The organism is Moritella sp. 24, from assembly GCF_018219155.1.
GTDB lineage: Bacteria > Pseudomonadota > Gammaproteobacteria > Enterobacterales > Moritellaceae > Moritella.
Window position 1 is genome coordinate 2,949,354 of the sequence record NZ_CP056123.1, and the last position, 12,135, is coordinate 2,961,488.

The following is a 12,135-nucleotide window of genomic DNA, read 5'->3' on the forward strand; positions in this document are numbered from 1 at the left end:
ATGTTTGTATCAATGAAAAAAAATGGTGTAATACTCGCCCTATTTGCCCTTGCTTGTACATCAGTTGTCGCAATCACGAATGCAGTAACCAAAGATCGGATTGCAGAACAGGAACAGACACAATTACTTAAAATTATTAATCAGTTATTACCTGAAGACGGTCATGACAATAATATTTTCCAAAGTTGCAAATTGATGTCAAATGAAGACCTACTCGGTACCTCAGAAGCACAGCGTATTTTCACTGCAACCCTGAATAATGAAGCCGTTGGTTATGCCATTGAAGGTATTGCTCCAACTGGTTATAACGGTAATATTAAACTGGTTGTGGGTATTGATACCATAGGAAAAGTAACGGGTGTGCGTATTCTTGCACATAATGAAACACCGGGACTGGGTGATAAAGTTGAATACCGTAAATCAAACTGGTTAGATGACTTTGTTGACCAAACCCTCACTGAAGAAAATGCACATACTTGGGCAGTGACTAAAGATGGTGGTGATTTTGACTCCTTCACTGGCGCAACAATCACGCCTCGAGCGGTTGTAAACTCAGTGAAAGACATCCTTACTTTTTATCAATCAGATCAATTTTCAGATCTAAGCAGTGCGCCTTCTTGTTGGAGTAAATAATGAGCCAATATCGCGATATTATCTATCAAGGATTATGGAAAAATAATCCTGGTTTAGTGCAAGTATTAGGCCTGTGTCCCCTACTTGCTGTAACAGCAACCGTCACCAATGCTATGGGTTTAGGGTTCGCCACTTTATTAGTACTGGTAGCATCGAACATTACGATTTCTTTGATACGTGAATACGTCCCCAAAGAAATTCGTATCCCTATTTTTGTCATGATCATTGCCTCGTTTGTAACAACGGTACAATTATTAATGAATGCCTATGTTTATGAATTATACCAGTCACTTGGTATTTTCATTCCGTTAATTGTAACGAACTGCATTATTATTGGACGTGCTGAAGCATTCGCATCTCGCAACAAGGTATTACCTTCTGCAGCAGATGGGTTCTTTATGGGTCTTGGCTTTGCCAGCGTGTTAATTGTTTTAGGCGCCATTCGTGAAGTATTAGGTCAAGGTACACTGTTTGACGGTATGGACTTACTGCTAGGCGATTGGGCAAGCGTATTACGTATTGAAGTATTTCACTCAGACACTAGCTTTTTATTGGCTATACTCGCACCAGGCGCTTTTATCGGTATGGGCTTTTTAATGGCAATGAAACATGCGATTGATGCACAGCTAGATAAACGACGTAAAGCACAGCCTGTTACTGAGGTCGAACCTACAGCAGAAACAGAATCAACAACAAATTAATACGCTATTATACCAACTTAAATAGCCGTTAAAATAATAGTAAACAACATAAGCCATACTGATTGATGATTATCAGTATGGCGATACCGATTGCATTAAATAAGTGAGCATCTATTTATTGTGGTTGGAATAATATATAGGATAAAGACATGAACAAGGATAAACGCCGTATTATTTTAGAGCGTCTGCGTGATAATAATCCCCATCCTGAAACCGAGCTAAACTTCTCTGATGCGTTTGAACTGCTTGTTGCCGTTACATTATCAGCGCAAGCAACCGATGTCAGCGTAAACAAAGCCACAGACAAACTTTTTCCGGTCGCGAATACACCACAAGCGATCTTCGATTTAGGTGTTGAAGGATTAAAAGGCTACATAAAAACAATCGGTTTATACAATTCTAAAGCCAATAACGTCATTAAAGCTTGTCAGATCTTATTAGAAAAACATAATGGTATTGTTCCTGAAGACCTTGACGCGTTAGTTGAACTACCTGGTGTAGGTAGAAAGACAGCGAATGTGGTATTGAACACAGCATTTGGCTGGCCTACTATTGCTGTTGACACGCATATTTTTCGTGTTTCAAATCGTACTAAATTTGCGATGGGCAAGAACGTCGATCAAGTAGAAGAAAAATTACTTAAAGTGGTTCCAGCTGAATTTAAAGTGGACGTTCATCACTGGTTAATTTTACATGGACGCTACACCTGTATTGCCCGTAAACCACGCTGCGGCTCTTGTTTAATTGAAGACCTATGTGAATATAAAGATAAAATATACCCTGATGAGTAGTCAGTATATTAATTAGAACAGCTTAAATATAAATTAAAAATAAGTTATAAAAAAGCCGCATTCAAGTAATTGAACGCGGCTTTTTCTATCTACTGTTTGGTGCTATTTTATAGCTATAATCTAAATAATAAACGTCGCTATTATTTGAAAACAGGCTTACCAACAGGTAATACTTCACGGCCAAACTCACCATTAAGCACTTGTGCCATACTAAAGTACATTGCACTTAAACCACAGAAAATACCAACATAACCCGCGATTACACCAATTACAGCACTGCCACTAAAATCACGAATAGCTAAAAGGAAAAATAATGCTGTTAGTGAAGCAAATACGATTTGTTTTGCACGTGGGTAACGTAATGAACCGATAAATAAACCAGCAGTAAACATGCCCCATAATAATAGGTACCATGCCATAAATGGTGCAGGACTCGCCGCAACACCCATTTTAGGCATCAAAATTAAACCAACTAATGTTAACCAGAAAAAACCATAAGAGATGAAGGCTGTAGTACCGAATGTATCATTGCGTTTGTAACATAAAATGCCCGCAATAATTTGGCTAATACCACCGTAAAAAATACCCATTGCAAGTATCATTGAATCCATAGGGAAAAAACCCGCATTGTGGATGTTTAATAAAACGGTAGTCATACCGAAGCCCATTAGGCCCAGTGGTGCTGGATTAGCTAGTTGTGTAGACATTAAGAATAAAACCTGTCGAATTTAAAGAGGCGGCGATTGTAGGTTAATAATTTAGACAGGGCAATTCAAATAAGTTTAAAAAAACATCAAAATATGCATTTTAATTAATTTGGTCATTTTAAAATATACAAACATTAATTAAACGTTAATAACAATGCTAATAAATAAAATATGAGTAATCATGGATGAGACTAACAAACCACTGATAATAAACAAAAATAAAACAAAACACACAACTTAAATAACAACTTTAAATATATCTAACTATTAAAAATAACAAATATTGTCAATTTAAAATACCATTATTCTTATTCTTCATAATGAATGTGATGAATATATTAATCGGTTATATACAACTGTTTTTATATATCTAAAAATATAAGAATTAATTTATTATAACTTTAAAGTATATTCTAATATTCAGATGAGATTTATAGTATGTCGTATTATGAAGTGATATTAATTGAGTGCGATATATTTAAAATAATAAACCACACTCATAAATCGATGGGATTACCACTCACCAACATTTAGCATTGATGCCCAAGGTTCTTGTGGTGTCAGTCTATCGTCTTTTTGTAATAGCTCGATAGAGATACCATCAGGTGAACGAATGAATGCCATATAACCATCACGTGGAGGACGGTTGATGATCACACCTGCAGCCTGTAGATCGGCACAGGTGGTGTAAATATCGTCAACTTCATAAGCTAAGTGGCCAAAGTTACGTCCGCCTTCATATTCTTCTTCATCCCAGTTATAAGTTAACTCAAGTGTTGGGCGAGATGTTTTTTTCGCTTCCTCAGCATCGGCTGGTGCAGCTAAAAAAATAAGTGAAAAACGAGCGGCTTCATAATCATTGCGTTTTACTTCAATTAAACCAAGTTTGTTACAGTAAAAGTCTAAAGATGCTTCTAAGTTTTTGACACGAACCATTGTATGTAAAAATTGCATAACACGTCCCATATAGCTGAGTGATATTAAAGAATTGGCTGACCTAATGATATCACAACACGCTGATTTTTTTGTCGTTCAATGATATTACTGTTCGAGGCAATTTGACTTTTTTCACCATAACCATTGGTTTTTATTTCAAGATTTTTAAGGCCGTTATCTAAAAAGTATTGTTTAATATTTTCTGCTCGTAATGATGATGTCTGTAGATTCTGTAGCTCATCGCCATAACTGCCAGTATAACTATCAACAACAACGACATTAATATCAGGACTGTATTGAAGAAATTCACTGATCATCGCTAAGCGCTGCTGGCTCTGCTGTGTAAGTTCATCACTAGCAACATTAAAATCGAGAACAGAATAAGCAATGTCATCCAAACTATAAGGTAATAGATTGCCGACACACTCTAAAAACTCTTGGTATTTATTTTGAAAATTCACCGACGATAGACCAACGCTAATAAACTCGCCACCGCGATACCAATCTCGGAAATAAAAAGTGGGGTAATCACCAGAGTCTAATGAATCAAGCATACGCCAAGCGGGCTGTTCGCTCACATAACCTGTAAATTGACGATATAATTTTACGTCAGCAAGATCTTTAGCGGCACTGCCCGGCTTCCAATTTGGTGGTACAGAGCGCAGTGACGCCATTTCGGCTTGAGCAGGTAATCGCTTCATGTCTAATTCAAAATCAAGATTAATTAACTTTGATGCACGACTCGTAAAAATGGCTTGACCATAACGGGGAATATCATGCTTTAAGCTGCATTGGACAGGTGTAGAGCGGCTATTCTCCCATTCAGAGAATTCATAATTTGCCGCATAATTTTTCATATTGGCAAAAGCACTTGTTGAACCAAAAGCAACAAGTGAAGCTATTATAAATTGTTGGCAGTTGTTCATACGGTACAAAACCCTGTTTATTCGAAGCCTATGTTAACTTATCGGTATTAGGTTAAATAACTTGAGGTCATTTTCTAAAAATATCACAAAAAGTTAAAAGGCTCTAAAGTACATTCCCTGTTGATTATGCCGACAACTAACAACTAATTAGTAAAGTTGATTAGAGGCCATGCAATTATTATGGCATAATCCCAACCAAGTCAACACTAATAAATGATCACATGAGCACAACTGAAAAATCAGCTTTTAGCCAACGATTCCGTGGCTACTTCCCTGTTGTTATCGATATCGAAACAGCAGGATTTAATGCACAGACAGATGCTATGTTAGAGATTGCCGCTTCAATTCTAGAAATGGATGAAGAAGGTTATCTTAAAATTTCGCATACCTTACACTTTAACGTTGAGCCCTTCGAAGGTGCTAATTTAGAGCAATCTGCATTAGACTTTACCGGTATCGACCCGAAAAACCCATTACGTGGTGCTGTACATGAGCGTGAAGCGATCACCGAAATCTATAAAGCTGTTCGAAAAGGCTTAAAAGAGACTGGTTGTCATCGTGCGATCATGGTTGCACATAATGCCGCATTTGATCATGGCTTTTTAAGTGCCGCATCAAGCCGTGAAAAGATCAAGCGTAATCCTTTCCACCCTTTTGCTACATTTGATACAACGACGCTAGCAGGTTTAGCGGTGGGTCAAACTGTACTTGCAAAAGCGTGTATGGCTGCGGGTATTCCTTTCGATCATAAACAAGCACACTCAGCTAAATATGATACAGAACAGACCGCTGAGCTATTTTGCTATATTGTGAATAAATGGAAAGATATGGGCGGTTGGCCTCTACCCGTTCCAGAAGAAGATGCAGTAATCGAGAGTGAATTAGACTCAGACTCTGAATAAAATTATGCCCCTGCGTTACAATATTGATACATTAACTCACAGGTTAAGTTCTAAGTTGTAGCATTTAAAGGGGCAAAATTTAATTATATAACTCAAATTTAAAACTTACCTTCAATACCAATGATCGCAGTATCCGTTTCACTTTCATAACGAAAATGTAGCAATGTAGCACCGAAAGTCATACCAGTAATACAACCTAACATATTAGCCGCCATATCGTTTTTACTAAATTCATTTCCCTCTTGTCCGGCATCATATGTTTCCTTTAAGGCACCTATAGATACACCGAGTAACATAGTTTGCCACCAACTTTCGGTATACATCATCGTAGCACCACAAATAAAAGTCTGACCAATAAAGTGCTTTTGCTTATCATTATCCACACTTTCTGCATTAGCTGATATGGAGATAAACATAAGTGAACCAATAAATATACCCCGATACAAGGTAATGATTAGCGCATAAAGTCGATGTATAAAAGGATTATCAGGTGGGTGAGCAAGTTTGCAAATAGCGTTAGGGAGTAAATCGCTATGAGGATAATGATGGATGTGATTCTTTTTCATTTCAGCTAAATTAATCATGAGTTTTAAAACGCCATAAAAAATCTAACAATGTATACCTAAACGATATCGATCCTAATTTGAGAAAATCTCAATACAACTTAATAAACATCATCTTATTTTGTAACTATCCCAGTTTTGTTTAGGTTAAAATGCTAGAGTATTCCTAAAACAAGCCTCCCTGCACCATTTAACGCCAAAATTTAAGAGTAAAAATCTGCGTGTATTAAGCAAGGCTAGCAGTCAAAATTAATTTAGCAACAAATGAAAAGCATAAAATGACAATTCACGAGTGAAAGGTTTACGACCTCAAAGCCTAATACTCACTAAATCTGCATAACTACCCACAAATAGACGTAAAATTCACTTATCTTATTAATGATAGTTTTATATACTACCTTCAATAGAATTATTAACATTGGAAAGTAGATAAATGAATCCTGTAGTTATCGCGGTGCTAACGATGCTAATCCTCAGCTTTATGCGGATTAATGTTGTTGTAGCACTCACAATTAGTGCCATTTTAGGCGGTTTAATTGGTGGTTTACCTTTAGAAGAAGTTATTGCGGCGTTTAACTCAGGTTTAGGTGGTGGTGCGTCAATTGCATTAAACTATGCCATGTTAGGTGCATTTGCAGTTGCTATCTCAAAGTCAGGTATTACTGACATATTAGCAGCTAAAATCGTTAGTCGTTTAGGTTCTGCTGGCTCACAACGTCAAATAAACGGTTTTAAATACGGTTTACTTTTCACTCTGCTCTTAGTAGCAATCTCATCACAAAACGTTATCCCTGTTCATATTGCGTTTATCCCACTACTTGTACCACCCCTACTTGGTGTGATGAATAAATTGAGATTAGATCGCCGTGCAGTTGCTTGCGTGATCACCTTTGGTTTAACTGCAACATATATGTTCTTACCAATTGGTTTTGGTGGTATTTTCTTAAATAATATCCTACTTAAGAACTTGAATGATAACGGTGCAAACGTTGTTGCAGAACAATTACCAACTGCCATGGCACTCCCTGTACTCGGTATGGTTATTGGTCTTATTACCGCAGTGGTATTTAGTTATCGTAAGCCACGTGAATATTTGACTGAAAGTGAATTAACAACAAAAGAAGTACAGAAAGTTGAATATAATCCTCGCCATATTATCGTGGCGATGGTTGCTGTTGTTACAGCGCTTAGCTTACAGCTAATCTACGATTCAATCATTTTAGGTGCGCTAACAGGTTTCATTATCTTTACGCTCGGTGGTGTGATCAAATTCCACGAGACTCAAGATATCTTTACGCGTGGTGTACACATGATGGCAATGATTGGCTTTATCATGATTGCGGCATCCGGTTTTTCTGAAGTAATGAAAGCCACAAGCGGCGTTGAAACGTTAGTTGGTTCGATTGGTGGTGTGATCGGTGATAACAAAGGTTTAGCTGCATTGCTAATGCTAATCACTGGTCTGCTGGTGACTATGGGTATTGGTTCATCTTTCTCTACAATCCCAATTCTAGCAACTATCTATGTGCCACTTGCATTGCAGTTTGGCTTCTCACCATTAGCAACAGCATCACTTGTTGGTACAGCTGCAGCATTGGGTGATGCAGGTTCTCCAGCATCAGATTCAACATTAGGTCCAACATCAGGTCTTAACGTTGATGGCCAACATGATCATATTCGTGACTCAGTAATTCCAACATTCATCCACTATAATATTCCACTTATTATCTTTGGTTGGATCGCTGCTGTCACACTGTAACGACATACTTTATAGCGCTACATAAATAGCACGTATTAAAAAGGGAAGCATAATTGCTTCCCTTTTTCGTATCCAAAGCTGTCTTGTAAATACAGGCTTTACAATACAGCTAAATACTTACTCAGCCGCTTTTACTTTTGCAGCAGCTGCCGCGATTAGTGGCTGTAGTTCACCTTGTTGGAACATTTCCATGATGATATCACAACCGCCAACAAGCTCGCCTTCAACCCAAAGCTGTGGGAATGTAGGCCAGTTAGCGTATTTAGGTAGCTCAGCACGGATGTCTGGGTTTTGTAGAATATCAACGTAAGCAAACTGCTCGCCACAGTTGATTACCGCTTGTGATGCTTGTGAAGAAAAACCACAGCTAGGTAGTTTTGGAGATCCTTTCATATATAGGATGATTGAGTTCTCAGCAAGTTGCTGTTTGATTTTATCTAAAGTTTCCATTGTGTCCTCACAAATCTTAGCGTTTACATCTATTGTAGTTATAATTATTTAAACTCTAACCATAGAATGCATTATATAAATACAAATTTCGTTAGCCATTTTATGCTAATTATAGCTTGGTTAACACCGTTATTTTGTAGGGTTATTTTGTTTTATATTTAGTCTAATTGTTAAAAAATGAATTCTCTCGTTACAATTTATTAATTGAACAATACAATTGCGTTCAAATACTTGAATATATTCAGCGCTAGCGTTAGTATTCCTCCCATAATTAAATCAATAATGAGCAATGGATAGCTTTTAGCTATCAATAAATAAGGAAATACCTATGAGTATTACACTACCAGCTTTACCGTACGCACAAGATGCACTTGAACCACATATCTCAGCTGAGACACTTTCTTTCCATTACGGCAAACACCACAACACATATGTGGTTAAGCTTAACGGTCTAATCGAAGGTACTCCTCTTGCAGAAAAAACATTAGAAGAGATTGTTAAATCTTCTACTGGTCCAGTATTCAACAATGCTGCACAAGTTTGGAACCACACATTCTACTGGAACAGCCTTACTCCAAATGCAAAAGGTCAACCAGAAGGCGCACTAGCTGACGCTATCAACGCTAAATTCGGTTCTTTTGAAGCATTCCAAGAAGCATTCAACGATAAAGCAGTAAACAACTTCGGTTCTAGCTGGACTTGGTTAGTTAAAAATGCTGAAGGCGAATTAGAAATCGTTAACACTTCTAACGCTGGTACTCCTATCACTGAAGCTGGAGTTACACCACTAATCACTGTTGATCTGTGGGAACACGCTTACTACATCGATTACCGTAACCTACGTCCTAGCTACCTTAAAGGTTTCTGGGCACTAGCTAACTGGGATTTCGCTGCCGCTAACTTCGCAGCTTAATTTACCTTTTAGTTTAAGGTTAGGTAATAATAAAAAACCGATAGCATCCGCTATCGGTTTTTTAGTTTTAAGCTAGTATTAGCAATATTAAATTGTTATGCTCATCTCATTAGATTAATGACAAGGATGTTATTACTTAACTTTCAAGACTGAGGTCTATATGAATTTTAGTAGTACACTCAAAGCTTTAATCGCATTATCTGTCCCGACAACGCTGATGCTAACCGTTCTCTATTTATCAGTAAATTAAATTCATTATTTAATAATTAACTAATCTGTTGTCGTCCAAGTAATGAATGGGACAAGGTCGTTCCATCAACATATTCTAATTCTCCACCTACTGGCACGCCATGTGCAATTCGGCTTGCTTTCACACCATACTCTTGTGCTATTTCAGCAATATAATAAGCAGTTGCTTCACCTTCTACCGTTGGGTTTGTTGCTAAAATCAATTCATCATAATGCCCAGACGCTAATAAATCAGCGAGCTTATCTAGCCCAATTTCATCTGGCCCAATACCATCAAGCGGAGATAAGTGACCCATCAGCACAAAATATTGACCACTAAATTGATTTGTTTGTTCAATGGCAGCCACATCAGCAGGTCCTTCAACCACACATAATGTTTTCTCTACTTGACGCTTAGGGTTAGCACATATTGCGCAGATATCTAATTCAGTCAGGGTGTTACACTGTTGGCAGTGGCCGATTCTAGTCATCGCCTTTTCTAAAGAATGTGCTAAAGAGACAGCATCATCACGCTTACGCTCTAATATGTGAAACGCAATACGTTGTGCAGACTTAGGACCTACACCCGGTAAAATCTGTAGATCATTAATTAATTGATCTAACAAAGGACTGAACTTCATTTATAACTCCAAAAAGAAACCCAGCTAAAGCTGGGTTTCGTTACGCTAATAATATAACTCACTTAATAATTAGAACCGTATTTTCATGCCCTATACTTAGCAAGTATATTAAATCGTAACATTTTTATATAATAGGCTCTAGGCCATGTAACTAGACGCAATATTACATTAAATCGTATACTTTGACATATAATTTTGCCTTCGATGAGCGCATATTTCCGACTTATCTAATCTAACTATATGGCTAAAATAAACGCATAACATAAATACAACGAGTACAAAAAGCAGAATGTAAACGCGAGAACTATTTATAAATGTTCAGAGAAGATCATTAAGCCACCTCAATATCAGATTTTGTGTTGTGCTCTCGGCTTTCTGCCGTTAAACTTCTGCCTCCCAAATGATTGGTGAGCTAAAAATCGCAGGTGATATTATGATTAACCACTTTAGTGTGCTTGGTATTAAGCCAAGTGCAAATGAAGACGACGTTAAGAAAGCCTACAAACGTCTATCGAATCGCTTTCACCCTGATAAATTACTCGATGCATCTGATGATGAGAAAGTGCATGCTGAAGCGCAACTGCAACGAGTAAGAAATGCGTATGAGGTACTTTCAAACCCTCAGCTTAAACGCGATTTCGTGAAAAATTTCAGTAACGTTATTGTCACCGACCCAGCTAGCGCTATGCGTGAGCTATGGGATCAATTTTACCCTATTAGTTAATTTCAGAGTATTCATGGCTACAGCAATTAATTTCGACCGTATTGAACAATTAAAAGAAGACGCATACAGCAATATCGAATCATATAACGATCCCGATACCCCTGATGCACTCGAGCAGTTTACTAGTCAAATTAAGACAATTTTGATTGCCGATCCTAAGTTACTCGACTCTGTACCTGAGTACTTACCGATTGCACTTTGTGATAAAGTTAAATTTCCACCTGAAGCAAAACTCAAGTGGGCTCATTGGATCAAAGAAGGCATCCTACCTGAGTGGAATGAATTTAAAACGACAGTTGCCTTTAATAATGCTGACATACCGCTAGTTTTAGCTGCACGTGGTCACTCTGAAACCTTGTTGATAGAAAGCTGTGTCGTATTATTTTTATTAGCGAACGATAATCAGTCTCCTGTTGCAAGTGAAGAAGATGACTACAACAGTGAAGATGAAGAAGAAGGTTATTACGATCAATTTGAAGAGGAAGAGCTCTGATGAATAGCTTAATTGAAACAGCCGTAATCGAGATCAAACAATTAGCTGATGTCGAGCCAAAACAAGCAAGTAAGAAATTTGAGTTAATGGCGACAACCATGACTGATGACGTCTTGATTGAAGTGATCGAAAATATGGATATCGTGACGTTAACGCAAATCAATAGTCATCATGATATCTCTTCACCTTCTATCATGTCTGAACTAATGAGCCCTGAACAGATCCGCGATATTGTTTGTCAACAGCCGCTATATTGGGAAGAAAAAGTTAAAAATAATGCGGATGAATTGATCCAGCATACGTTTGATTTTTTAACTTACCTTATCCGTATCCAAGATACTGAAGCGAAACAGGCCGCAATTTTAGAGTGCATAGCAGAAGATCAAGCCGGTCTTTTTTATCTATCGATTCCTTTTATTGAATACCTGTTAGCGCCAAAGCTAGAAGCAATTAAACACAGTCACATCACTGATAACTATGATGATGAAGATGATGGCGAAACCGTAGGTTACACGGGTCGTAGTGATGAAGAAGAAGCGCACAGCCTAAGTATTGACGATCCACGTAGTTTGTTAGCGTTAATTCGTGAAATTGCACCTGATGTTGAAAAATCAATTAAGAACTTGCTTCGTAGCGAAAATTCAAGCTGGGTAGCGATTATCGACAGCTTTGTGAATGAGTTAGTTATTCAAGCAAAAGAGAAAAACGAAGTAACTGATGAATACGCTGAAGTTGATGATATGTTTAGTTTTCTTGATTAAGGTTCCC

At 37.6% G+C, this 12,135-nt stretch carries 15 protein-coding genes; 9 read left to right on the forward strand and 6 right to left on the reverse strand.

What is annotated here, in order from left to right; all coding sequences use genetic code 11:
• The 3 genes from rsxG (at position 1) to nth (ending at position 2,125) form a co-directional block, all read left to right on the forward strand.
• Complete coding sequence (gene rsxG, locus HWV00_RS13115; protein ID WP_211681896.1) at positions 1 to 633, forward strand: electron transport complex subunit RsxG; 633 nt, start codon at positions 1 to 3, stop codon at positions 631 to 633.
• On the forward strand, positions 633 to 1,334 hold the full coding sequence (locus tag HWV00_RS13120; protein ID WP_211681898.1) for an electron transport complex subunit E: 702 nt from the start codon (positions 633 to 635) through the stop codon (positions 1,332 to 1,334). The genes rsxG and HWV00_RS13120 overlap by 1 nt, the downstream gene beginning before the upstream one ends.
• A gap of 149 nt (positions 1,335 to 1,483) precedes the next feature.
• Positions 1,484 to 2,125, forward strand: coding sequence for an endonuclease III (gene nth / locus HWV00_RS13125; protein ID WP_211681900.1), 642 nt, complete (start codon positions 1,484 to 1,486; stop codon positions 2,123 to 2,125).
• 140 nt (positions 2,126 to 2,265) lie between these two features.
• Here nth and HWV00_RS13130 read toward each other — a convergent pair whose 3' ends face one another.
• The 3 genes from HWV00_RS13130 to HWV00_RS13140 all read right to left on the reverse strand — a co-directional run bounded on the left by HWV00_RS13130 (position 2,266) and on the right by HWV00_RS13140 (position 4,694).
• A complete protein-coding gene (locus HWV00_RS13130; protein WP_211681902.1) occupies positions 2,266 to 2,832 on the reverse strand; it encodes an acetate uptake transporter in 567 nt (188 codons plus the stop codon).
• A gap of 513 nt (positions 2,833 to 3,345) precedes the next feature.
• Positions 3,346 to 3,786: a lactoylglutathione lyase gene (gene gloA / locus HWV00_RS13135; protein ID WP_211681905.1), complete on the reverse strand. Its 441-nt coding sequence runs from the start codon at positions 3,784 to 3,786 to the stop codon at positions 3,346 to 3,348.
• A gap of 26 nt (positions 3,787 to 3,812) precedes the next feature.
• On the reverse strand, positions 3,813 to 4,694 hold the full coding sequence (locus tag HWV00_RS13140; RefSeq protein WP_211681907.1) for an OmpA family protein: 882 nt from the start codon (positions 4,692 to 4,694) through the stop codon (positions 3,813 to 3,815).
• Positions 4,695 to 4,915: 221 nt separating this feature from the next.
• Here HWV00_RS13140 and rnt point away from each other — a divergent pair, with 221 nt between their 5' ends.
• The gene (rnt, locus tag HWV00_RS13145) at positions 4,916 to 5,596 is read left to right on the forward strand and encodes a ribonuclease T (RefSeq protein ID WP_211681909.1); all 681 of its coding nucleotides are present in this window, start codon (positions 4,916 to 4,918) and stop codon (positions 5,594 to 5,596) included.
• A 98-nt stretch (positions 5,597 to 5,694) separates the two neighbouring features.
• Here the strand turns inward: rnt and HWV00_RS13150 are convergent, their stop codons facing one another.
• Positions 5,695 to 6,180, reverse strand: coding sequence for a hypothetical protein (locus HWV00_RS13150; RefSeq protein ID WP_255554548.1), 486 nt, complete (start codon positions 6,178 to 6,180; stop codon positions 5,695 to 5,697).
• 412 nt (positions 6,181 to 6,592) lie between these two features.
• On the opposite strand from HWV00_RS13150, the gene HWV00_RS13155 reads away from it, so the two are divergent.
• Positions 6,593 to 7,918: a Na+/H+ antiporter family protein gene (locus HWV00_RS13155; RefSeq protein ID WP_211681911.1), complete on the forward strand. Its 1,326-nt coding sequence runs from the start codon at positions 6,593 to 6,595 to the stop codon at positions 7,916 to 7,918.
• A gap of 117 nt (positions 7,919 to 8,035) precedes the next feature.
• On the opposite strand, the gene grxD is transcribed toward HWV00_RS13155, so the two are convergent.
• A complete protein-coding gene (gene grxD, locus HWV00_RS13160; RefSeq protein WP_211681912.1) occupies positions 8,036 to 8,368 on the reverse strand; it encodes a Grx4 family monothiol glutaredoxin in 333 nt (110 codons plus the stop codon).
• A gap of 328 nt (positions 8,369 to 8,696) precedes the next feature.
• On the opposite strand from grxD, the gene HWV00_RS13165 reads away from it, so the two are divergent.
• Positions 8,697 to 9,281, forward strand: coding sequence for a superoxide dismutase (locus HWV00_RS13165; protein ID WP_211681914.1), 585 nt, complete (start codon positions 8,697 to 8,699; stop codon positions 9,279 to 9,281).
• 266 nt (positions 9,282 to 9,547) lie between these two features.
• Here HWV00_RS13165 and recR read toward each other — a convergent pair whose 3' ends face one another.
• Entirely contained in the window at positions 9,548 to 10,150 is a 603-nt protein-coding gene (recR, locus tag HWV00_RS13170; RefSeq protein ID WP_211681916.1) for a recombination mediator RecR, read from the reverse strand.
• A gap of 433 nt (positions 10,151 to 10,583) precedes the next feature.
• Here recR and HWV00_RS13175 point away from each other — a divergent pair, with 433 nt between their 5' ends.
• Genes HWV00_RS13175 through HWV00_RS13185 form a run of 3 tightly spaced genes read left to right on the forward strand, consistent with a single transcriptional unit; the run spans position 10,584 to position 12,128 of the window.
• Complete coding sequence (locus HWV00_RS13175; protein ID WP_211681918.1) at positions 10,584 to 10,874, forward strand: J domain-containing protein; 291 nt, start codon at positions 10,584 to 10,586, stop codon at positions 10,872 to 10,874.
• A gap of 13 nt (positions 10,875 to 10,887) precedes the next feature.
• Complete coding sequence (locus HWV00_RS13180; RefSeq protein WP_211681921.1) at positions 10,888 to 11,367, forward strand: hypothetical protein; 480 nt, start codon at positions 10,888 to 10,890, stop codon at positions 11,365 to 11,367.
• Positions 11,364 to 12,128 (forward strand): hypothetical protein, encoded by a 765-nt coding sequence (locus HWV00_RS13185; protein WP_211686570.1) that lies wholly within the window; start codon positions 11,364 to 11,366, stop codon positions 12,126 to 12,128. Before HWV00_RS13180 ends, HWV00_RS13185 begins: the two co-directional genes overlap by 4 nt.
• Positions 12,129 to 12,135 lie beyond the last annotated feature (7 nt).